This window comes from Gammaproteobacteria bacterium, assembly GCA_034522055.1.
Classification (GTDB): Bacteria; Pseudomonadota; Gammaproteobacteria; order JAABTG01; family JAABTG01; genus JAABTG01.
On record JAXHLS010000002.1, the window covers coordinates 2,280,770 to 2,302,930 of the forward strand.

Below are 22,161 nucleotides of genomic sequence, written 5' to 3' on the forward strand. Positions count from 1 at the left end.
ATCTATGTAAAAACTCGTTCCTTGCAGCCCTGATCAGTAGGGGCGGCGTCCTGATGCCGGGCCCATGTCGAGGGGGGCCTGGCCTTGAATGAATATGACCTCACCGGGGCTGAGGCCTGACAGCACGGAGACGGTCTGGGCATCCAGATACTCGCCGAGCCGTACCACCCGGAGTTCGCGACCGCCGTCGGGGTTTGCCACCTGGACCATGGGCAAGCTGCCGCGCTGGATGAGGGCGGAGGTGGGGATGGCGATGACGTTGCGGACCAGGGAATTGTTGTCGGGGATCATGACCTCCGCGTACATGCCGGGAGCCGCCGGTGTGCCCGGCTGGATATCGAATTTCACCGTGACCGTATGGCGTTGCGGGTCCGCCATGGGAAAGACCCGGGCCACCCGCACCTTGACGGGCTTGTCGCTCACGTCGAGGCGGGCCTCCAGTACCTGCCCTTCGCGCACGGGCATCAGGCGTGCCGGCACCTCCACCTGGATCTGCAGAGAACGCACGTCCGCGAACTTCACCAGGGGCTGTCCGGGCTGCGCGGTATCCCCCTCCTCCACGAACTTATTGACGATGACGCCGTCAAAGGGGGCGATGGATTTGGCGTCGCGGAACTTGGTTTCGATCTGGCGCAACTGAGCCAAGGCCCGCTGGTAGGCATTCTGAGCCTGTTCCACCTGGGTCTGGCGGCCGTACAGATCGCTGTAGCGCTCGAGGCCGGGCGACCCCTGGCCCATCATGCTGCCCATGGGCCGGGTGAAGAACTGGTCGAAGAGCGTAGGCATGCCCATGCCGGGCATGGTGGATGGCGAGCGCGCCTGGGGGGCGATGAGTTCCCGGGAATACTGGGTCTGGGCGTTGCGTATGCCGGCCTCGGCATCCCGCAGGGCCGCCCACGCGGCCTGCTGCTGGGCCCGGAGTTCGCTGTCGTCCAGTTCCACCAGCACCTCGCCTTCCTCGAAGTAGTCGCCTTCGGAGCCCGCGATGTTGACCACCCGGCCGGGTATCTGGGCCGCCAGGGTGACATCCTTGAAGGGTACCACGGTGCCGCCCAGGGTGACGGTGGCCTCCCGCGAGGCCTCCTGGACCACCATGGTGGGCGTGCCCTGGATGGGGGCACCCTGACGACCGTAGTAGCCACCGGGGGCCTGACCGCCGCCATAGCCCTGGTTGCCCCCGCTGCGGCCAAAGTCCTGGCGCCCGTAGTCCTGGGCGGCGGCGTCCTGGGCGGCAACGGTGAAGGCCGCACCGAGCAGGGCGGCGGTAAGTGCGAGCAGATGTGGTGAGAGGCGTTCCATAGCGGGTCGTCGGAGGTCCAGGGTCGGGCCGAACGTGGCGTGGAGGGAGGTCCTGTCAGACCCGGCCCATTACGGAGAAGCTCTTGACGAATGGGCCCGCCATGCGCGGATCCTTGGCCATGGCCTTGTAGTCACCAACGGCGAACTTGAGTTTTCCGGTCATGTAGGCGGAGCCCAGGGACATCATATTGACCCCTTTCTCCTTCCATTTGTTCCAGGTATCCGGACTGGCGCGCAGGTCCCAGTTCAGAGTCTCGCCGGCGTAGGCGGCGGCGCGGGTGACTCGGCCGTTCTCCACCACGATGACGCCGCGGGGCTCGGCCTCGCCCTCGAAGCCATAGCCGATGTTGGAGTCGAAGCCGATCTCACCGAGGGCCCCGGCGAGTTCGGGTTCGTTGTTCCAGGCTTCTTGAAAACCCTGCATCCACTCTGCGCTGAAAAGGTCCGCCATCTGCTGTTCATCTCCTTAGACTGTTGTGAGGCTTTGGGTCACATGCCTACCTGACCGTGGCGCAACGTGGGCCGGGCCGGAGGGACGGCTTTCGATGGGTGGCCCAAGAGGGTTAAGTGACAGTGCGCCGTCGTCCCGTGGCTCCGTGGGGGAGGCATGCAGAATTTGCATGCCGGGCCGCCGACCCGGAACAAGCATACTTCAACCTCAATTTAGCGTTGATATTTAGACGGTTGGAATCCCAAAATCATTCGGAACATTAATTGATCCCGCCAACCTTTTCAATATGAACCGGGGCCAGGGACGCCGCCGCCAGCGGTGCCATCACCGCGAAGCCTCCAGATGCTCCATGGTGCTTTCTATCCAGGCCTCCACGCGGTGATTGATTTCCGTGCTGCTGAGCCCGTCGGCGAGCACCGGCGGGCCGATCACCACGCGTACCGTGCCAGGGTACTTGAAGAAGCTGTTGCGTGGCCAGCAATGGCCGGCGTCGTGAGCCACCGGCACCACGGGGCTCCCGGTAGCGAAGGCCAGTCTGGCCCCGCCCACGTGATAGCGCCCGCGCTGGCCGGGTGCCATCCGGGTACCCTCGGGGAAGATGATCACCCAGATGCCGTCGGCCAGGCGGCGACGACCCTGTTCCAGCAGTTGCTGTCCCGCCTTGCGGCCCTGGGAGCGGTCGATGGCGATGGGACGCATGAGGAACAGCGCCCAGCCGAAGAACGGGATGCGCAGCAGCTCCCGCTTCAGCACGTAACATTGGGGCATGAACCAATGGACCAGGGCCAGGGTCTCCCAGGCGGACTGGTGTTTGGCCATGACGATGGCCGGCGTGTCGGGGATGTTCTCCACGCCCTCCACCTGCCAGCGGACGCCGCAACAGATCCGCAGCCACCACAGGTTGAAGCGGTTCCACAGCGCCGCCCAGCGTTGGCGTCGCGCAAACGGCGCCGGGGCGAGGAGCAGGGTCCCCGTAGCGATGATCAGGGTGGAAATGGCCTGGCCGACGAAGAACACTGTCGACCCCACCACCACGCGGACACTCAAGGAACGCCTCATGGGGCGGGCGTCTTACCGAGGATATGGGCCACCGCCCCGGCGAGATCGTCGAACACCGGTACGGCGGTGGCCGCCGTGAACCCCTGCTCCGTCAGGCGCCCGTTGCCGGTCCGTACCAGCAGCGGGCGGGCCCCGGCGGCGCGGGCCGCGTCCAGGTCCCGCTGGCTGTCGCCGATGGCATAGACCTCGCCGAGGGCGGCCTTGAGGCGGGCGGCCACGTCGAGCAACAGGCCGGGCTTGGGTTTGCGGCACTCGCAGTGGTCTTCCGGCGTATGGGGACAGAAGAAGATGGCCTCGATGTCGCCGCCATGGATCTTCAGTTCCTCGAGCATGCGGGCGTGGATGCGATGCAGGTCCTGAACACTGAACAGGCCCCGGCCGATGCCGGCCTGATTGGTGGCCACCACCACGCGATAGCCGGCGCGGTTGAGGCACGCGATGGCGTCCAGGCTGTGGGGCAGGGGCCGCCATTCCTCGGGGCCCTTGATGTAATCCGCCGAGTCGTGATTGATGACGCCGTCTCTATCCAGGATGACGAGTTTCATTGCGGGGGGCGCTGGAATCTTTTCTACAATTGAAAGTCTTCATTATGGCTCATGGCGGGGGCATCGGGTAACGGCAGTGAAACATGCTCCTGGCTATATTGGCCATTCGCAACGTTAGCGCTTAGGATTAGCCGGGTCCGCCTGACGCTATTTTGAAGCGGTGAGGCGGCCCTGGGGCCTCGGTCCCCGCAAGCGGGGCGCGGGGCACGTCGTCTCGGGCAGTCCCCGTAACTGCATACCGTGGCCTCAACTGTCGAGGTAGTGGAGATGCCTGGGGATCGCGTCCCGTTGGCCGGCCGCCAATGCCGGAGGCGGGCCGGGACGCATGCGATGTGACCGGGTGGATGTCGAGGTGGTTATGGAGCAGACGTCGAAACCGTTGATACTGGCGCTGGATAACGGCGGCCATCCCATGGGCTGGCTGCCGTGGCAGGACGCGGTGCGCCTGTATGCGCGGGAGGAGATCGTCTGGGTCCTCGGGGAGCCCGCGGTGGTCATCCGCGGCGGCACCAATCGCCTCACCGGCCTGCGTTCCGAACTCGCCATGCATACCATCGTGGCGGTGCGCGGCGCCGACTCCCGGCGCAAACGTATCACCACCCCGGGCCTCACCAACCGCGCCCTGTTCCAGCGCGACCATCAGCACTGCATGTATTGCGGTGATCGCTTCCCCATCTCGCTGCTCACCCGGGACCACGTCAAGCCCCGTTCCCTGGGCGGCGGCGACAGCTGGAAGAATGTCGTCACCGCCTGCCGCGCCTGCAATACCCGCAAAGGCAATCAGACGCCCGAGCAGGCGCGCATGCCCTTGCTGGCCGTGCCCTACGTGCCGAGCCATGCGGAATACCTGATCCTCGCCAACCGGCGCATCCTGGCCGACCAGATGGAGTTCCTCAAGATGCATGTACCGCGCAAACGGCGCCACCTGCTTCAGGCCTGACGCGGATCCCCCTGGCCCCGGCGCCCACCGGCGCCCCTGGCCGGGCGGGCCATGTGCGGGGAGTTTACTGGCCCTGGCCGTGGAGATAGGTGCTCATGGCCGTGCCCTCGGCGCCGAGGGTCTGCACCCGGGCCACCAGATCACCTTCACACAGCAGGGGCTGGCGCCGCATCCCCGACAGCAGCCCGGACACCGGACTGGTGATGTCGGCGATGACATTGCCGTCGAAGGCGTCATGGAGGTTGCCCAATACCTCGCCCCGGCGTACCCAGCGGCCCACCTCCAGATGACTGACGAACAGCCCCGCCCGCTGGGAGATGACGGGTACGCTGTGGTCCATGCCGAAGAAGTGCACGTCCTCCTCCGGTTCGGTGAAGCGGGTCCCGCTGAGGGCCCCCTTGTGGAGCAGGAAATTGATCAGGGCCTGGAACAGCCGCTCGCAGTGATGCAGTTGGAGGCTGCCGGCATAGCCCGCCTGGATGACGTAGTTCTCCCCTCCATGGTGACGCCAGGCGTGGCCCAGGGTGCTGGTGAACACCCCGCTCATGGGCCGTTCCACGATGGCGGGCAGGCCGAACAGGAAGGCCCCGGTACGCTCGTCGTCATGGGGCTCATACAGCCGCACCTGAGGGAGTTCCTCGAAGTGCTCGTTGGAGCAGTGGATGTCGATGCGGTGGCGGGCCGCCAGGGTGCCGGCCATGAGGGCGTAGGCGATGCGCTGGGTGGTCTCCCCCGCCGGGTTGCCGGGGAAGGAGCGGTTGATATCCGTCTTGTCGAAGGGCCAGATGCGGCTGCCGGTGTTCACCCCCAGCACGTTGACCGCCGGGATCACCACCACCCGGCGCTGGAGGCGGAAGTCGGCGTGCTTGCCGGCCGCTGCCAGTCGCAGCAGGTTGGCGAGGCGCGACAGCACGAAGACGCCGTTGAGTTCGTTGCCGTGGATGCCCCCCACCAGCACCACCCAGGGCAGCTTCTCGGCGCGTCCGATGTCATGGTAGGGGATGTCGAAGTCGTCCCGCGTGGGGGCGGTCATGGAAAGGAGCGAACGTTCGCTCATGGCGCGGCCTCCTTCCCGGCAGGGTCGCCGGTGGCGACGATGCGGGCCATCAGCGAGCCCTCGTAGACCAGGGGATACTCCCGCAGGGTGAACAGCACGCCGTCCGCCGGGGCCGTCACCTCCGCGAGTACGGCGCCGCCGAAGGGGCTGACGATGTGTCCCAGGGGGGCATCTTTGCGGACCGCGGTCCAGTGTTCCACGGTGGGCACGAAGAGCCCCGAGGTGGAGGCGTTGAGGTAGCGCACGTTGGCGTCCGTGGCCACCAGGGGCCGGTGGTCGCAGGGGGCGAGAGGGGCATCGAGGGCGATGACGCCGAGCCCCTGCCAGGTGGCGAGCAGCCCCCGCAGCATCTGTTCGCCGTAGGCCGGCGTGACCCGCATGCCCACCCCCAGTTCCGCCACCAGGCAGGACACCCCGCGCTGGTTGAGGCTGTGGGCCAGGGTGGCCTCGAGCACGGTGGCGGCCTCGTGGAGCCAGATGACGTCCATGTTCATGGGGCGGGCCAGGGGCACCAGGTCCGGCGCGAAGCACTGGTTGATGCGGATCTGGGGGATCTCCCGCAGGTAGATGTTGCTGGCATGGATGTCCACCACCAGGGCGGCACCGGCCAGGGCCGTCATCACCGCATCGGTCAGGCGCTGGGGCAGCAGGCCGTCGGCGTGGCCTGGGAAGTTGCGGTTGAGGTCCACGTCATGGGTTGGCAGGCCACGCTCCAGAGTGTCCAGACCCAGGGGGTTGACCGCCGGCAGCAGCTCCACTTGGCCCCGCAGGGCGGTGGGGTGGGCCTCCAGCCAGCGGGCCACCCGGTGGGCCACGTACAGGCCCTCCAGTTCGTCGCCGTGGATCCCGGACACCACCGCTACCCGCGGGCCGTCGCCGCCGCGATAGATGGTGCGCCGCAGGGTCAGGCGTTCGCGATAGGGCAGCTCGAGACTGAGGATCTCGTCCTGGCGTATTTCCATTGCCGTGGTGGACGTCGATGGGGCTACTGGGGCGTAATGCTGATCATGACGTCCGGGGCCTCGCCGTCCTCGTCGCCCTTGAAGCTGCCGCGCTGGGGAGTGGCGTCCCGCACGTCGCGGCCCACCGCCACCTTGATGTAATGGTCGTCGGCCAGCAGCCCGTGGGTGGGGTCGAAGCCCAGCCAGTCGGCCCCGGGCACCAGCACCTCCACCCACGCATGGGTGGCGGGTGCGGCGGCGGGCTCGTCCTCGCCCGGGTAGTGATAGCCCATGACGTAGCGGGCCGGGACGTCCCAGCCGCGCACGATGGTGATGAGCAGATGGGCGAAGTCCTGGCACACCCCGGCGCGCCGCTCCAGCATCGCGGCCAGGGGGGAGTGGACCTCCGTGGCCTCTGGATCATAGCGGAATTCGTCGCCGATCCACGCCATGACGTCCTGTACCGCCTGCACCAGCGGGATATCGGCGTCGTCATGGTCGGGGCTGCCGGCCAGTTCCACGGTCGTGGCCGCGGGCGTCATGGGGCTGCGGTGGAGCACGTAGTCCCACAGCCGTGGCACGTCCCGCAGGGCATGGGCTATCCAGTCCCCCTCGCGGCGGGGGGCGAGGGCCGGAAAATCGAAGGGATTGTCCCGCAGGCACTCCACCTCCGCCACCAGACGAGTGGTGAGATGGTCGTGGGGAGCGGTGATGCTGAAGTGATGCACCTCGTTGCCGAAGGCATCGCGATAGCGCTGGATGTCCGCCTCCGGCTCGGCATCGATGTGCGCCGTGAGGAGGCGCTGGTGGCGGTCCGTGACCGGCTCCAGGCGCAACTCGCACAAGTGCTCGCGGACCGCGGCGGGAAAACCGACGCGGGTCTGGTGGTCGATCAGATAACGCATTGCTCCATCCCCAGGTGGGCCTCGAAATACTCGTTCTGCAACGAGGCGTGAAGGGTGGACAACTGGTCCAGGTAATCGGTGAGGAACTCGTGCAGGCCCTCCCGCACTACTTCCTCGGGCGCGCGCGCGGTCAGCAGGGCGGACAGCCCCTCCAGGGCCCGGCACACCGCACAGTCGACCTGGGAGGTGCCGATCTCCTGGATGGCCTGGGTCATGCGGTCCACGGCGAAGTGCAGGGAACGGGGAAAGTGGCGGGAGAACACCACCAGGTCCACCACGTCCAGGGGCCGGATGCCGCCGTGGTAATGGCGCCGATAAGCCTCGAAGCCCGACAGCGACTTGAGCAGGGCGCCCCACTGGTAATAGTCCAGGGGCGAGCCCACCTGCGCGACGTCGGGCAGCAGGCGGTGGTACTTCACATCGAGGATGCGCGCCGTCATGTCGGCCCGTTCGAGGAAGGTGCCGAGCAGGTAGAAGCTGAAGGCGTCGCCGCGCAGCATGGTACTGACGGTAAGGCCGTGGAAACGCGCCACCTCGGCCCGCACATGCTTGAAGAAGACCGATTCCCGCTCCGGCGACAGGCGGTGGGTGACGTGACCGTCCACCTGCAGCCAGAATTCGTTGAGGGCCTCCCACATCTCCTTCGAGACGCGGTCGCGGGCCACCCGGGCGTTCTCCCGCGCGCCCTTGAGGGCGGCGTAGATGGAGCCGGAGTTGCCCTTCTCCTGCACCATATAGCGGATCATGCGGGCCCCGGTGACGGCGCCGTCGGGAAAGATGCGCTGGTAGACCTCGTTGCCCGCCACGATGTGGAGCAGGGGCGCCCATTGCAGTTCCTCGCTGCCGGCCTCGTCGGCCTCCAGCAGGTGCGTGAGGTTGATGTCCAGCAGTCGCGCGGTGTTGTCCGTGCGCTCCAGGAAACGGGACATCCAGTAGACGGACTCGGCTATACGGCTCAGCATGCCCGTCAGTCCGCCAGCACCCAGGTGTCCTTGCTGCCGCCGCCCTGGGAGGAGTTCACCACCAGGGAGCCCTTGGTCATGGCGACGCGGGTGAGGCCCCCGGGCACCACGTCGATGTCCTCGCCGTAGATGATGAAGGGGCGCAGATCCAGATGCCGGGATTCGAGCTCGCCGTCCAGGTAACAGACGTGGCGGGATAGCGGCACCACCGGTTGGGCGATGTAGTTGCGCGGGTCCTCGTTGATGCGGCGGGTGAAGTCACGGCGCTGCTCCGGGGTGGAGGCGGGGCCCATGAGCATGCCGTAGCCACCCGACTCCGCCACCGCCTTCACCACCATGCCTTCCAGTTGGGACAGCACCAGTTCCCGGTCATGGGGATCGGTCATCTGGTAGGTGGGCACATTGGCGAGGATGGGGGTCTCCCCCAGGTAGTAGCGGATGATCTCCGGCACGTAGGCGTACACCGCCTTGTCGTCGGCGATGCCGGCCCCGGGGGCGTTCACCAGGGCCACGTTGCCGGCGCGCCAGGCGTTCATGATGCCCGCCACCCCCAGCGCCGAGTCGGCGCGGAAGCACAGGGGGTCCAGGAACTCGTCGTCCACCCGGCGGTACACCACGTCCACGCGCTTGAGGCCGCGCGTGGTCTTGAGGTGGACCACGTTGTTCTTCACCACCAGGTCGCGCCCCTCCGCCAGCTCCACGCCCATCTCCTTGGCCAGGAAGGTGTGCTCGAAGTAGGCCGAGTTGTAGATGCCGGGGGTGAGCACCACGATCTCCGCCGCGTCGGCGCCCCGCGGCGACAGGTGGCGCAGGGCCTTCAGCAGCAGATCGGGATAATGCTCCACCCGCCGCACCCGGTAGTGGGCGAAGAACTCCGGCAGGATGCGACGCTCGACGATGCGGTTCTCGATCATGTAAGACACCCCCGAGGGGGTGCGCAGGTTGTCCTCCAGCACCAGGTAGCGGCCCTCGATGTCGCGTATGAGGTCCACGCCGCTGATGTGGGTGTAGATGTCGTGAGGCGGGTCGACGTCCAGCACATGGCGCTGGAAATCCTTGCCCTTGTAGATGAGTTCCGCCGGGATCACGCCATCCTTGATGATGCGCTGGCCGTGGTAGATATCCTTGAGGAACAGGTTCAGCGCGCGGATGCGCTGGCGCAGGCCGGCCTCCAGCAGATCCCATTCGCGGGCCGGGATGATGCGGGGCAGCAGGTCGAAGGGCCACACCCGCTCGATGCCCTCTTCGGAATCGTTGTAGACGGTGAAAGTGACCCCTTCCGTGTGCAGGGCGAGGTGGGCATCCCGGGCCTTCTCCGCCAGCAGGTTCTGGCCGGCGCGGCGGATGTGCTCCCACAGCGGGCGGTAGTGGTCCCGCGGCTGGAAGTCGTCCAGATAGAACTCGTGGTAGGGCATGGCCCGGGCAGGTGCGGGTGATTGTAATCCGGCGAACATGGACCTCTCCTTGGGGCAGCGGGTGCCAAGTGGGATCCTATTTGCATAGCGCGTGCCAGTTCCCGTGCCGGGCGATGACCCGAAATTTCGGTGCCCTGGGCCTGCCGGCGGGAGCGCGGTGCACCATTCGGATGCGATCCGGCATGAGAGGGGGCGCTCCGACGCGTCACTTTGGTGCGCCCGCTCCCCCGTCACGCGCCGCCGCCCGGCCACGCGGGCCAGGGGCGGGTCATGGTGCCGTTACGGTCCGGTGGCGGTGGCGCTGCGGGCGAGATAGACGGTCTGGGTGAAGGGGCGGTCCTGCAATGGGTTGTGGAAGGTCACCGGTTCCGCGCGGGCGGTGGCGAAGACCTCTTCCAGACGGGCGGTGAACGACGGGTCGGGGCGGTCGTTGGACCATAGGCCGAAGACGCCGCCGGGCCGGATGTGGGCGGCGAGGGCGCGCAGGCCCGCGGGACGATAGAAGCCGCTGCTGCGGTCATCGAGGAGCGCCGCGGGCGAGTGGTCGATGTCCACCAGCACGGCATCGAAGCGGCGCCCGGGCGCGTCCGGGTCGAAGCCGGCGCCGGCGGCCATGGCGAAGAAGTCGCCGTGCACCAGGCGGCAGCGCCTATCGGCCACCAACTCGGCGCCGAGGGGCAGCAGGCCGTTGCGGTGCCAGTCGATCACCGGCTCCAGCATCTCCACCACCAGCAGGGAGCTTACCGATGCGTGGGCCAGCACCGCCTGTGCCGTGTAGCCGAGCCCGAGGCCTGCGACCACCACCTCGAGCCGGTCCCCCGCCAGGGTTGCGAGTGCGAGTCGGCCCAGGGCGACCTCGGACGCGGTGAACAGGCTCGACATGAGGAACTCGTCGCCGAGCTTGATCTCGAACACATCGACGCCGAGAGACAGCTGCCGCCGCCGCAGGCTCAGGGCGCCGATGGCGGTGGGCCGATAATCCAGTTCCTCGAACAACAGACTCATGGGGTATGCCCGTCCCTTCGGGACCTCGTCAGTGCGTGTCCTGCGTGGCGCCGCGGTGCCGGCCGCCGCCTCGAAAGCGGACCTTGGCCCCCGGCAGCGCTGCCCGGCGCGACGGGCCCAGGCGGCCCATCGGCGATCATCGGTATCCACCGCTTCGGGTGACCCTCATCTCCGGCGGCCAGGATTGATTTTTCCCGCTTGTTGTCAAGAATACATGAACTCACTGCCGCGACCGGATATTCTGCGATGGTGCTCGGACAATCGGGCGGCGGCATGACAACTCACGCAAGGAGAACCGGCGATGGATAATCCGCGAAGGACCCAGTCCTTCTGGGCCTGCCTCATGGGCCTGTGCGGCCGCTACAAGGCCCTTTCCCTGGGCCACCGGGTGATCGTGCTGACGGTCCTCATCTGGGCCGCCCAGGCCATCCCCAAGTGGACCGTCGCCATACTCGCAGACGGCGAGACCGCGGCCGCCATCATGGCCGTCTTCGTCCCGCCGCCACCGCTCCTGTGAGGGGCCCGGGGCTCGCCCGAAAGAAAGCGAGATGAAGCGCGTACGCAGGCGCACGCGGGAAGGCGCCGCGTGCCCATACGGCACCGCGTCCACCGGTGCCCTGCCAGCCGTCCGGTGCTTGCCGTCCCGAGGGATCACGCGTCTGAGAAGGGTGCGGCCTGTTGCACGCCGCGGCCAAGGCGGTTGCACTATAGATGGGCTCCTGAGATCTCGCGATCAAGAATACGCCTATGACCAACATGCAGGTCCCCCTCATCGGCGTCACGGCGGCAAACGATCCTGCCGTGCCGGGCCATTACATCCTGCGCTGGGACTACGTGCGCGGAGTGGAGGCGGCGGGTGGCATCGCCGTGATTCTGGCTCCCACTCGCCCCTCCCGCCTGGCTCCTATCCTCGACCGGCTGGATGCCGTGGTGCTCTCGGGGGGGCTGGATGTGAGCCCGCAGATGTATGGTGGTGGGGACCACATCACGATCCACGGCTCCAGCCTGGAGCGGGATGAGTTCGAGGCGGAATTGATCTTGAAGGCCCTGGAACGGGACCTGCCACTGTTGGGGATCTGCCGGGGCATGCAGATGATGAACGTCGTCAGGGGCGGTGACCTCATTCAGGACATCCCCAGCGCGGTGGAAGGCGCCGTATCCCACAACCAACCCGGACGTCCCCGCGACGCCATCGTCCACAGCGTCTCCATCCACGAGACCAGCCGGCTGTACGACATCGTCGGGCGCTCGCGGATCGATGTGAACAGTTTTCACCACCAGGCCATCGGCGCCGTAGGCGAGGGCATGGTGGTGACCTCGCGATCTACAGACGGGGTGGTGGAGGGGGCCGAGATCCCGGGTTACCGATTCGTAGTGGGTATCCAGTGGCATCCCGAAACCTTGTGGCCCCTGGGTCCTCCCTTCGCGTCCATATTCGACGCCCTGGTGCGGGAGGCGGGGGTGTCCTCGGGCTGAACCGGGGGGAGTCTCAGCCGCCGCCCTCGCAGAGCTGGTGCATCTGGTGGGCGATGGCGGCATGGCCCGCGCGCGTGGGGTGGATGTCGCGGCCGTCGAAGTGGTCGGGGGTGAGCCAGGCACTGGTGTCCGCGAATATCACCGAGCGGCCGACGCAGGCCATGCGGATGATGCCGTTGAGCATGGGCACTGCCACGTTCGCCTGCTCGTTACGGCCGCCGAAGGGATCGGCGTAGAGCATGACCACGGTGAGGGGGTGCTCCAACGCGTCCAGCACCGTGCGTAGATTGTTGATACCCCGTACCACGCTGTCGGCGGTCACTCGGCCCTCCAATACCGCGATACGCGCGTCGTTGCCGAGCAGGGACACCACGACGGCTTCCGCGGAGGTTCGGCGGGCACGCGTCAATACCCCCCCCTCATCGCCGGCCCACTGGGCGGCCGTACTGCCGCTCAGCCCCTGGCGGTGGCCGGCGGCGATGCCCATCAGCGCCGGCCAGCCCGCGTCCCGGCCCGTGTCGGCCTCCCGAGCCGCCGCCCACGAGTCACCTATAACCAGGATTTCCATCACCCTCACCCGGAGAAGTGCGGGCGATATGCGCTCCTCTCGCCTGGAACGGTGCCTATCGCCATGATCGTCAGGCCATGGCCAGGCCGGGGGTCATCCGTACAGGGTAGGGCGGCCTGCCACCTTGAGAGGGGCGTTTTTGCGTCTTCAGGTCGGATGACAGCGCCGAATAGGGCACGTAGCCAGGGCTGATGTGAAAATGGGGGTCGATGGTCCGGGTGGTCGAGCATAAGCCTTCCCAGAAGGGCTCCACGTCGATGATGTAAGGTTGCCGTATACCTCGGAAATCGCATGGTTCTCCGAGTGCTCGCATGGGCAGGTGGAAGCGTTTGAGGATGCGTGCCAAGGCGGGGACTGACATCCACAGGGCATGCTCGAGGCCGTGTTCGGTATTGAGCGTATAGGCGGCGCGGAACAAACCGAAAATGATCTCCGGAATGCGCTGTTGCCCGGACTCGTCGTCGTAACCCTGCCGCTGGGTCTGCTTCGCTCCATTGCGGACGATCCCGAGCCTGGATATCTCGCCGCAGCGGTTCCAGGCTATGGCCGTGGAGGCGTGGCTGCAGAGGCTGCAATGGCTCTGGATGGGAAAGGGCTGCGGGTCCGGCAGGATCAGCCGCATAGCGGCCACCCAGGCACCGGTGGCGCGGGCGCGCACGATGAGGTGGCGGGCCCTGTCGTCGGCGGCATCCCGCTCCTGGCGGTCGGGGAACTGGTGGTGCGGCTCGAAGCTGCGCTCCTCACAGTAGATGCGGTAGCGCAGGCGATGGTGAATGGCGCGGGCCTCCGCCGTGTCTGCCAGGAACGTCTCGTATCGGTCATCGAACATTCGTCGTCGGGCTCCCTGACGTCGCTACCCGGTGGCGGTACACACGGCCTGATGAATCTATTTCCCGCAGAAGGCCAGCGCTCATCGGTGATGCGAGGGCAGCAATGAAAATGGTTTGTGGGAACGGGTCTGAGTCTACGTCGTTAGCGTGCTGCAAACACGGTCAAGGTTGCTACCCAATAAACGTGACGTCAATCACGGATTGAAGCTTGACAATGCATTTTACGCCAAAACGAAGAATGTGAGTCTTTGGCAAGCTAGAGGGCCTTGCCGGTGTTTTGGCCCACCAGGGGAGGGGATAAGGCAAGGGTTTCAGCAACCTGGCAGAGGTTTCGCTCAATTTGCTTGAATCATCAAGAAGGCAATTCCTATATGATGGGGGCGGCGACGAGGGTATGCCGGATTCCTCAGGGGGTGGCTACCCGGTATGCGAAAACATTTAGTCAGGCGCCGAAGTATGCCGTAACCCGCGCGTTTCGCGAGGGTCTCGGTCGGTCTCGGTGACACCGTGTGGCGCAGCTTTTTGGATCGCTCAGGTATCGCGGAACTCGGATACTCGGATGCGGCCGTTGACCATGCGGGATTCGCGCTCCATGAGCTTTTCCATCTTGTCCCAGAAGGCGGCCTTGAGGTCGAAGTCGGCGGCGATGGCGGTGCCCATCACCAGGATCATCAGGTCCGCTACCTCCTCGGCCAGCTTGTGGGTGTCCTTGCCCTTGGTGACGCATGACGAGATCTCCCCCAACTCCTCGGCCATGAGGGCCACCCGGTAGGCCAGCTCCTCGCCGCCGGTGTTGCGGAAGTCGTGCTTGTCATGGAAGGCCTGGACGGCCGCCAGCATGGCATCGTAGGAATCACGGTCGGTCTCGGATGCCTGGTCGTTCATGGCGTTGAACCTCGGGTGGTGTTGCCCTGGGCCCGCGGCAGGCGGGACCCCGGGCCGGCGGCGGCTCAGTCTTGGAGCCGCGAGATATCGGCGGTGGCCAGGAACAGTCCCCCCAGGCGGTTCAGGAGGGCGAGGCGGTTGTTGCGCACCGCCGGGTCGTCGGCCATCACCATCACCTGGTCGAAGAAGGTGTCCACGGTTGCCCGCAGGGTGGCGAGACGGGCCAGGGCCGTGGCGTAGTCGCCGGCCTCCAGCAGCGGGGCCACGGTGGTGGCGGCCTCCTCGGTGGCGGCGGCCAGGGCGCGCTCGGCGGGATCCTGGAGCAGGCCCACGTCCACGTGGTCCGGGGGCTTGACGTCAGCCTTGCGCAGGATGTTGTGGATACGTTTGTTGGCTCCAGCCAGGACCTCCGCCTCGGGCAGGGTGCGGAAACGGGTGACGGCGTCGATGCGGGCATCGAAGTCGGCCACCCGGGCGGGGGCCACGGCGGCCACGGCCTCGAATACATCGGCGCCGACGCCGGCCTCCAGGTACAGGCCCTTGAGGCGCTCAAGCATGAAATCGTACACGGCGTCCACGGTGTCGGCCTCGGTGACGAGGTCTCCCAGGCCGGCCCGCGCCTGCTCCAGCAGGCCCCGCAGCTCCAGGGGCAGGCCCTCCTCGCGCAGCATGCGCAGGGCGCCCAGCGCCGCGCGGCGCAGGGCGAAGGGGTCGCGGTCGCCGGTGGGGCGCTGGCCGATGCCGAAGATCCCCACCAGGGTGTCCAGGCGCTCGGCCAGGGAGACGGCGCGGCCGGTGACGGTCCCGGGCAGGCGGTCGCCGGAGAAGCGGGGCATGTAGAACTCGTCCATGGCCGTCGCCAGCTCGGCGGGCTCGCTGTCCCGCAGGGCCTGGTAGCGCCCCATGATGCCCTGCATTTCCGGGAACTCGTAGACCATCTCGGTCATGAGGTCGCAGCGGGACAGCATGCCGGCGCGGCGCGCCAGGGCGGCGTCGCCGCCGATGTCCTCGGCGATGGCCGCCGCCAGCTCCGCTACCCGCAGGGACTTGGCGTGGATGGACCCCAGGCGCTGCTGGAACACCACCGACTTCAGGGACTCCACCCGCTCGGCCAGGGTCTTCTTGCCGTCCTGTTCCCAGAAGAACATGGCGTCCGTGAGACGCGGGCGGATGACCCGTTCGTTGCCCTCCTTGATGACTTCCGGGCGCGGACTGTCCACGTTGGCGATGGTGATGAAGTGGGGCAGCAAACGCCCTTCGGCATCCACCAGGTGGAAGTACTTCTGGTTCTTCTTCATGGTGAGGATGAGGGCCTCGTGGGGCACCTCGAGGAAGCGCTCCTCGAAGCCGCCGGTGATGGCCACCGGCCACTCCACCAGGGCCGTTACCTCCTCCAGCAGGGCCTCGTCCATCTCCGCCCGTCCTCCCAGGGCGCCGGCCGCCTGTTCCACCTGGTGGCGGATGGTGTCGCGGCGCTCGTCGAAGTCGGCCACCACCCGCCCCGGGGCCCTGAGGAGTTCGCGGTAGTGATGGGGATGGTCCACGGTGATGGCCGCCGGGTGGTGGAAGCGGTGGCCGCGGGTGGTGTTGCCGGCCGGGGTCTCCAGCAGCCGGCAGGGCACCACGTCGGCACCATGGAGGAACAGCACCCAATGCACCGGGCGCACGAACTCGGCGGACCGTTCCCCCCAGCGCATGCGCTTGGGGATCGGCAGGTGGTCGAGGGCGGCGGCGGCGATGGCGGGCAGCAGCTCGGTGGCGTCCTGGCCCTGCTCGTGGACCGTGTAGGCCAGCCATTCGCCCTTGTCCGTGGCCACCCGAGCCAGGTCCTCCACCGGCACCCCGCAGGAGCGGGCGAAGCCCTGGGCGGCCTTGGTGGGCATGCCGTCGGCGTCGAAGGCGGCCTTCACGGCGGGGCCGCGGCGCTCGGTCTCGCGGTCCGGCTGGCGCCGCTCCAGGTCCTCCACCAGCACCGCCAGGCGGCGCGGGGTGGCGAACATGGTCACGGCACCGTGGGCCAGCCCGGCCTTGTCCAGGCCGGCGGCGAAGCCCCGGGCCAGGGCCTCCCCCAGCCCCTTCAGCGCCGTGGGGGGCAATTCCTCGGTGCCCACCTCCAGCAGCATGGGGGCGCTACCGGTCATGCCGCCACCTCCGCCCGGGCCATGGGGAAGCCGCGGGCCTCGCGGGCGGCGTAGTAGGCCTCCGCCACGGCGCGCGCCAGGGTGCGTACCCTGAGGATGTAGCGCTGGCGCTCGGTGACGGAGATGGCGTGGCGGGCGTCCAGCAGATTAAAGGTGTGGGAGGCCTTGAGGACCTGCTCATAGCCCGGCAGGGGCAGCCTCAGTTCGATGAGCTTGCGGCTCTCGGCCTCGCAGGCATCGAAGCGGTGGAACAGCTCCGCCGTGTCGGCATGCTCGAAGTTGTAGGTGGACTGCTCCACCTCGTTCTGATGGAACACGTCGCGGTAGGTGATGCGGCCCAGGGGACCGTCGGCCCAGGTGAGGTCGAACACGCTCTCCACACCCTGCAGGTACATGGCGATGCGCTCCAGGCCATAGGTGATCTCCCCCATCACGGGCCGGCATTCGAGGCCCCCCACCTGCTGGAAATAGGTGAACTGGGTGATCTCCATGCCGTTCAGCCATACCTCCCAGCCCAGACCCCAAGCCCCCAGGGTGGGGGACTCCCAGTTGTCCTCCACGAAGCGGATGTCGTGCACCAGGGGGTCGATGCCGAGACGGCGCAGGCTCTCCAGGTACATGTCCTGGAAGTCGTCGGGTGACGGCTTGATGACCACCTGGAACTGGTAGTAGTGCTGCAGCCGGTTGGGGTTGTCGCCGTAACGGCCGTCGGTGGGGCGCCGCGAGGGCTGCACGTAGGCCGCGCTCCAGGGTTCGGGACCCACGGCCCGCAGGAAGGTGGCGGGATGAAAGGTGCCGGCCCCCACCTCCATGTCGTAGGGCTGCTGCAGCACGCAGCCCCGCGCCGCCCAGTAGTCCTGCAGGGCGAGGATGAGGCCCTGGAAGGTGGATGGCTCCAGGGTGCCGGCGGCGGGCTGGGTTGCGGTGGACACGATGTCCCCTCCTCGGTTAAAGGGGCGCAAGTATAGTCGCAGCCGCCGTCCCTCGCGAAGGGAACCCTGATTATCGGCCAGGTAGGGCCGATTGCTACACAAGACAAAAAGGCTCGTCAGCAGAGTTCGTGGGTGTACAAAGAAGAATACCCTCTCGCTAAGACGCCAAGTAGGTCGGGCTGTAGGTCGGGCTGTAGGTCGGACTTCAGTCCGACACCCAACGCTGGCGGTTGGTACCGACCCGGCACGAGGTATGCGCGGCGGGTTTGAATGTCGGGATGAATCACGACCTACATCCGTGCCGCAGGAAGGCGCGGTGCGCCTCCTCGCTAACATTTGTCCATGAGCATCAGCTACTTGGCATTCGCCGTGAGCGCAACATTTACCCGCAGATTCTGCAAACGAGCCGACAAAAACCGGGTTTCGCTTCCCCGCTCCACTCGGGCACACCGGGCCTGTTTGATTTAAGTAAAAGAATATTCTGATATTCTAATACTACAATCCGCGCCCATATCGGAATTCATTAAACCTACTAGCGTGGAGATCAAACATGAACAACAAGACCCTGCCATTGCTTTCCCTGCTGGCCGCGGCCGGCCTCGTCGGCTGTGGCTCCGAGCCCACCACCTCCGCGGTGAGCTTCAGCCAGCAGGTGAAGCCCATCCTCGAGCAGAATTGCAGTGACTGCCATCAGTCGGGCGGCAAGGGGGCCGAGAAGTCGGGCCTGGTGCTGGCGGACCATGCCGCCATCATGGAGGGGACCCGTCTGGGGCCCGTGGTACAGCCCGGCTCCGCCATATCGAGCACCCTGTATCTTGCGGTGGCGGGCAAGACCCATCCCACCATCCAGATGCCCCACGGCGAGCAGCCCCTGAACGAGCAGCAGGTGGCCGTCATCGAGCAATGGATCGACCAGGGCGCCAAGAACAACTGAGTCGTCCCCTTCTCTGAACGCCGTGGCCGTCGTGGGCCCCGTCATGAATGACGGCGTCCGTCGGGCCGGTGTGCTGTCTTCCATCCCGTGCCGGGCCGGCGCGGGCATTCGAGGTACATATTCATGAACAGCTCCAACACCCAACATTTCCTCTGGCTGCCCCTCAGTCTGCGCCTGACCTTCACCCTGACCCTGCTGGTGCTGGGTTTGGGATACCTCTTCGCCATGCTGCACGTGTTCTCGTCCCATGCCGGGCGGGACGGTGACCCTGGCCTGTCTGTCGATGACCTCATCATCGCCTACAGCGGCAGCCCCGGTGACACCCGCCTGGAGGCGGCCCTCAAGGGACCGATGCAGAATATGCTGTCCGGCGAGGAGCGCAACACCATCATCGCCTGGGTGCGCAGCGAGACGGGCGAGGCGGGTTACCGGTCCGAGGTGGAGCCCATCGTCGAGGCCCGCTGCCTCAGTTGCCACGAGGGTTCCAACCCCCATATCCCCAGCCTGGCCAGCTACCAGGACGTGAGCAAGCTGGTGGAGCGGGACACCGGCATGGACATCTTCACCCTGGTGCGGGTGTCCCATATCCACCTCTTCGGCCTGACCTTCATCTTCTTCCTCACCAGCCTCATCTTCAGCCACGCTTTCCTGCGGCCCTTGTGGTTCAAGTGCGTGGTCATCGCCGTGCCCTTCGTGGGCATCATCTTCGATATCGCCTCGTGGTATCTCACCAAGCTCTATCCGGGCTTCGCCTGGGTGGTGATGGGCAGCGGGGCCCTGATGGCCCTGTCCTTCGCCGTCCAGTGGGCGGTGTCCATCTGGCAGATGTGGTTCTACAGGCTGCCCCGGGACCTGGTGGAAGCGGAGGGGGCCCTGCCCATCGTGGGACAGCCCGCCAACCTGCGGGCCTGAGGGCGGCGGGGACTCAGCGGGGGGCGGAGCCGGGCTTGCTGCCGGGGACGCCCGGGCCCGACATCGCGCACGAGCCGCCGAGGCGATGGGGGCCCCTCGCCATCAGCAGCAACCCGACGGCCACGGGCAACAGCAGCATGGCCAGGGAAGGCAGGGCGATCGCCGCCAGCTCGCGGGTCAGGAACGCGAGCAGCCAGGTGATGACGGTGGCGAGGAGGTAGATGCTGACGTAGCTGATGCGGTAGCAGGTGCCGACGCCCGGGCCTGTCGCCAGCCGGACCAACAGCCCGGTGTGGATCAGCAAGGCCGCCACCACGACAGCCGGCAGGTATGCCGCGCCATCGTCGGCCGCCACGGCGGTAGCGGGCAGGGCCGCGACCAGGCTCGCGGTCAGGGCCGGGCCGCGCATGGGGCCGGCCGGGTTGAGGACATGAAGGATGCTCATGGACGGGGTGGGGAGGCAGGGGGCGGATGGCCGGAGATTACTGCTCCACCGGCAGGCCGGCCAGCCGCCACTCCGGGAAGCCGTCCTCCAGGCGGTAGGCCTTGAAGCCCTTCTCCCGCAACCGCGCCACGGCGTCGAAGGCCAGCACGCAATAGGGGCCCCGGCAGTAGGCCACGATGTCCTGGTCCGGGGGCAGCCGTTGCAGGCTCTTCTCCAGTTCCCCCAGGGGCACGTTGGTGGCCCCGGGCAGATGGCCCGAGGCGAACTCCTCCGGCGGCCGCACGTCGAGCACGGTCACCAGCCCGGCGCGGGCCCTTTCCAGCAACTCCGCGGCGGGGATGGGTTCCAGGCTGTCCTTGAGGGTGAGATAGGCGCTGACCATGCGCTCCACCTCGGCCACGTGGCGCTCGGCCACGCTACGCACCTTGTCCAGCAACTCCAGCACATCGTCGCCGCTCACCCGATAGTAAACGCTCACCCCTTCCTTGCGGCACGCCACCATGCCGGCATGACGCAACTGCTGGAGATGCTGGGAGGTATTGGCGATGCTCAGGCCGGAGACGCGGGCCAGGGCATCGACGCTGCGTTCCCCCTGGGCGAGGAACTCCAGCAGCTCCAGGCGCCGGCCGTTGCCCAGGGCCTTGGCCACACGCGCGAACTGGTTGAACAGATCGGTCTTGAAATTTTCGGTTGACATGGCGTCACCACGTTATTTATATAATCAATTGACTTATTGAATATATACCAATAATCGGTAATATACGTTAACAAACGGAAAGAATGGAAAAATCCTAACACCTCCGGCCTTTCTGAACGACTTTCGCGAGGAGCGACGTCATTTCCGAGTCCGGCCACGAAGTCGCCAGGCGCCTTCCAGCGACCCGTGGGGCGGTGCTTATCGCGGAATGCTCAGCGCTTCCCGTTCCCTTGGATAATCAACGCTTGCGCGCACCGGGATGGCCCGTGAATCGCCTGTCCCCGGGGGCTGGGGATGGCGTCGGAATTGTGCTGTAATCCGTTCTGACCGATGGGGCGAACCCCCGCCCGAGGGATAACAACAGGGGGCGTTCCACGGTCCGGGAATGGGCCGCAAGGGCCCCCGGAGGGGTCGCATCGGCGTCCTTGAAACAAAAACTTTAGCGATGCCCCGAGGTGGATGCCGAGGGGCTGGTTTGTCCAGGGGTAGACAGAGCATGAATGCTGAAGATCGCGTGATGCGTCCCGGCCGGGGCGCCCTTTTGCTTGGCCTGTGGGGCCTGATGCTGGCCCTGGCGTCGCCGGTGGCGGCGGTGACCGGCGGCGCGGCGTGCGGCCCGGATCGGATCGTCGCCGGCGGCCGGCCCGAGGTAATGATCAGTGCGCCGGAACTCTATCATGGGCTCAAGGACGGGGAGCCCTATGTGGTGGTGGATACCCGCAGCCTGTGGTGGTACGCCCTCGGGCACATCGAGGGCGCCCGCCACCTGCCGGTGGAAAAGGTGATGGCCACCGTGGACGGCGTGCCCCAGATGCTCGCCCCCCCCGAGCAGGTGGCCGAGGCCCTGGGCAAGGCCGGCATCGCGCCGGATGACACCGTGGTGCTCTACAGCGACGCCCCCTACAAGGCCGCCCGGGTATGGTGGACCCTCCATAATTACGGTCACCGCAAGGTACGGGTGCTGGACGGCGGCATCATGGGCTGGCATCGCTACGCCTTCCCCACCACCATCCTGTGGCCCTTTCACCGCGAGACCGACTATCCCGTGCCCGAACCCCGCCAGCCCCTGGTGGTGGATCTGAGGCAGACTTTCCGCGCCCTGGACGACGACTGCGCCGCCGTCATCGACGTGCGTGACCGGGAGGAGTACGTGGGCGACGTGGTGCACGCGGGGACCGAGGAGAAGGGACGCATCGCCGGATCCACCCATATCCATTGGTCGGCATTCCTCGATGACTTCGAGAAGCTCAAGTCCACCCCGGAGATCGTCGCCCTGCTGGAAGACCATGGCATCAGCCCGAACCAGCGCATCATCACCTACTGCCACATCGGCCTGCGTTCATCCCACACGGTGATGGCGCTTTATGCCGCCGGCTTTCCAGCGGACCGCATCGGCAACTACGACGGATCATGGATGGAGTGGAGCGTGAATCCGTCTCTGCCGATGGCTGGGGGGGAAGGAATGGGGAATAACGGAGAATAGTGAATAGTGAATAGTGAATAGGGAATAGGGAATAGTGAATAGTGAATAGAAAAACAACGGTAACCGCATCGCCCTCAAGGTATTCGACGGTTTCGAAGAAAGAGGTCTGCTGAAAAACGGTATGAGGGTCAGGCCTCAGTCCGGCGAAGGACCCCACTCAAGGGCTGGTATAGAGCCCAGTGACAACCCGCCGTCGCCGGCCCACACTCCACCATTCACCATTCACCATTCACCATTCACCATTCACCATTCACCATTCCCTATTCACTATTCTACGTT

Annotated in this window: 23 protein-coding genes; 6 read left to right on the forward strand and 17 right to left on the reverse strand. The window is 66.5% G+C overall.

Annotation, left to right across the window (positions count from 1 at the left end; translation table 11 throughout):
• Positions 1–33: 33 nt before the first annotated feature.
• From U5S82_11140 to gmhB, 4 genes are all read right to left on the reverse strand, one after another.
• A complete protein-coding gene (locus U5S82_11140; protein MDZ7752196.1) occupies positions 34–1,299 on the reverse strand; it encodes an efflux RND transporter periplasmic adaptor subunit in 1,266 nt (421 codons plus the stop codon).
• Between the two features lie 55 nt (positions 1,300–1,354).
• Positions 1,355–1,750, reverse strand: coding sequence for an SCP-2 sterol transfer family protein (locus tag U5S82_11145; protein ID MDZ7752197.1), 396 nt, complete (start codon positions 1,748–1,750; stop codon positions 1,355–1,357).
• A 324-nt stretch (positions 1,751–2,074) separates the two neighbouring features.
• Positions 2,075–2,797, reverse strand: a complete 723-nt coding sequence (locus U5S82_11150; GenBank protein ID MDZ7752198.1) for a lysophospholipid acyltransferase family protein — start codon at positions 2,795–2,797, stop codon at positions 2,075–2,077.
• An 8-nt stretch (positions 2,798–2,805) separates the two neighbouring features.
• Complete coding sequence (gene gmhB, locus U5S82_11155; GenBank protein ID MDZ7752199.1) at positions 2,806–3,354, reverse strand: D-glycero-beta-D-manno-heptose 1,7-bisphosphate 7-phosphatase; 549 nt, start codon at positions 3,352–3,354, stop codon at positions 2,806–2,808.
• 325 nt (positions 3,355–3,679) lie between these two features.
• Here gmhB and U5S82_11160 point away from each other — a divergent pair, with 325 nt between their 5' ends.
• Entirely contained in the window at positions 3,680–4,294 is a 615-nt protein-coding gene (locus tag U5S82_11160; protein MDZ7752200.1) for an HNH endonuclease, read from the forward strand.
• 64 nt (positions 4,295–4,358) lie between these two features.
• Here U5S82_11160 and U5S82_11165 read toward each other — a convergent pair whose 3' ends face one another.
• From U5S82_11165 to U5S82_11190, 6 genes are all read right to left on the reverse strand, one after another.
• Entirely contained in the window at positions 4,359–5,351 is a 993-nt protein-coding gene (locus U5S82_11165; protein ID MDZ7752201.1) for a M14 family metallopeptidase, read from the reverse strand.
• Complete coding sequence (locus U5S82_11170) at positions 5,348–6,313, reverse strand: M14 family metallopeptidase (GenBank protein MDZ7752202.1); 966 nt, start codon at positions 6,311–6,313, stop codon at positions 5,348–5,350. Before U5S82_11170 ends, U5S82_11165 begins: the two co-directional genes overlap by 4 nt.
• Before the next feature lie 23 nt (positions 6,314–6,336).
• On the reverse strand, positions 6,337–7,197 hold the full coding sequence (locus tag U5S82_11175) for a transglutaminase family protein (GenBank protein ID MDZ7752203.1): 861 nt from the start codon (positions 7,195–7,197) through the stop codon (positions 6,337–6,339).
• The gene (locus U5S82_11180; protein ID MDZ7752204.1) at positions 7,185–8,159 is read right to left on the reverse strand and encodes an alpha-E domain-containing protein; all 975 of its coding nucleotides are present in this window, start codon (positions 8,157–8,159) and stop codon (positions 7,185–7,187) included. Before U5S82_11180 ends, U5S82_11175 begins: the two co-directional genes overlap by 13 nt.
• A gap of 5 nt (positions 8,160–8,164) precedes the next feature.
• On the reverse strand, positions 8,165–9,613 hold the full coding sequence (locus U5S82_11185) for a circularly permuted type 2 ATP-grasp protein (GenBank protein MDZ7752205.1): 1,449 nt from the start codon (positions 9,611–9,613) through the stop codon (positions 8,165–8,167).
• 240 nt (positions 9,614–9,853) lie between these two features.
• Positions 9,854–10,579: a spermidine synthase gene (locus U5S82_11190; protein ID MDZ7752206.1), complete on the reverse strand. Its 726-nt coding sequence runs from the start codon at positions 10,577–10,579 to the stop codon at positions 9,854–9,856.
• A 301-nt stretch (positions 10,580–10,880) separates the two neighbouring features.
• On the opposite strand from U5S82_11190, the gene U5S82_11195 reads away from it, so the two are divergent.
• Both U5S82_11195 and U5S82_11200 read left to right on the forward strand, forming a co-directional pair.
• The gene (locus U5S82_11195; protein ID MDZ7752207.1) at positions 10,881–11,096 is read left to right on the forward strand and encodes a hypothetical protein; all 216 of its coding nucleotides are present in this window, start codon (positions 10,881–10,883) and stop codon (positions 11,094–11,096) included.
• A 230-nt stretch (positions 11,097–11,326) separates the two neighbouring features.
• Entirely contained in the window at positions 11,327–12,055 is a 729-nt protein-coding gene (locus tag U5S82_11200; GenBank protein MDZ7752208.1) for a gamma-glutamyl-gamma-aminobutyrate hydrolase family protein, read from the forward strand.
• 13 nt (positions 12,056–12,068) lie between these two features.
• Here the strand turns inward: U5S82_11200 and U5S82_11205 are convergent, their stop codons facing one another.
• The 5 genes from U5S82_11205 to glyQ form a co-directional block, all read right to left on the reverse strand.
• Positions 12,069–12,623 (reverse strand): SGNH/GDSL hydrolase family protein, encoded by a 555-nt coding sequence (locus tag U5S82_11205; GenBank protein ID MDZ7752209.1) that lies wholly within the window; start codon positions 12,621–12,623, stop codon positions 12,069–12,071.
• Between the two features lie 70 nt (positions 12,624–12,693).
• Positions 12,694–13,452, reverse strand: coding sequence for a PEP-CTERM/exosortase system-associated acyltransferase (locus U5S82_11210; protein MDZ7752210.1), 759 nt, complete (start codon positions 13,450–13,452; stop codon positions 12,694–12,696).
• Between the two features lie 532 nt (positions 13,453–13,984).
• A complete protein-coding gene (locus tag U5S82_11215; GenBank protein ID MDZ7752211.1) occupies positions 13,985–14,338 on the reverse strand; it encodes a nucleoside triphosphate pyrophosphohydrolase family protein in 354 nt (117 codons plus the stop codon).
• A gap of 65 nt (positions 14,339–14,403) precedes the next feature.
• The gene (glyS, locus tag U5S82_11220) at positions 14,404–16,479 is read right to left on the reverse strand and encodes a glycine--tRNA ligase subunit beta (GenBank protein MDZ7752212.1); all 2,076 of its coding nucleotides are present in this window, start codon (positions 16,477–16,479) and stop codon (positions 14,404–14,406) included.
• Positions 16,476–17,411, reverse strand: a complete 936-nt coding sequence (glyQ, locus tag U5S82_11225) for a glycine--tRNA ligase subunit alpha (protein MDZ7752213.1) — start codon at positions 17,409–17,411, stop codon at positions 16,476–16,478. Before glyQ ends, glyS begins: the two co-directional genes overlap by 4 nt.
• Positions 17,412–17,961: 550 nt before the next feature.
• On the opposite strand from glyQ, the gene U5S82_11230 reads away from it, so the two are divergent.
• Entirely contained in the window at positions 17,962–18,345 is a 384-nt protein-coding gene (locus U5S82_11230; GenBank protein ID MDZ7752214.1) for a c-type cytochrome domain-containing protein, read from the forward strand.
• A 123-nt stretch (positions 18,346–18,468) separates the two neighbouring features.
• Positions 18,469–19,257 carry a hypothetical protein gene (locus U5S82_11235; protein MDZ7752215.1) on the forward strand — a complete coding sequence of 263 codons (789 nt, stop codon included), beginning with the start codon at positions 18,469–18,471 and terminating at the stop codon, positions 19,255–19,257.
• Between the two features lie 13 nt (positions 19,258–19,270).
• Here U5S82_11235 and U5S82_11240 read toward each other — a convergent pair whose 3' ends face one another.
• Both U5S82_11240 and U5S82_11245 read right to left on the reverse strand, forming a co-directional pair.
• Entirely contained in the window at positions 19,271–19,702 is a 432-nt protein-coding gene (locus U5S82_11240; protein ID MDZ7752216.1) for a hypothetical protein, read from the reverse strand.
• A 37-nt stretch (positions 19,703–19,739) separates the two neighbouring features.
• Positions 19,740–20,399, reverse strand: a complete 660-nt coding sequence (locus U5S82_11245) for a metalloregulator ArsR/SmtB family transcription factor (GenBank protein ID MDZ7752217.1) — start codon at positions 20,397–20,399, stop codon at positions 19,740–19,742.
• 496 nt (positions 20,400–20,895) lie between these two features.
• On the opposite strand from U5S82_11245, the gene U5S82_11250 reads away from it, so the two are divergent.
• Positions 20,896–21,882, forward strand: a complete 987-nt coding sequence (locus U5S82_11250; protein MDZ7752218.1) for a sulfurtransferase — start codon at positions 20,896–20,898, stop codon at positions 21,880–21,882.
• The last annotated feature ends 279 nt before the right edge of the window (positions 21,883–22,161 follow it).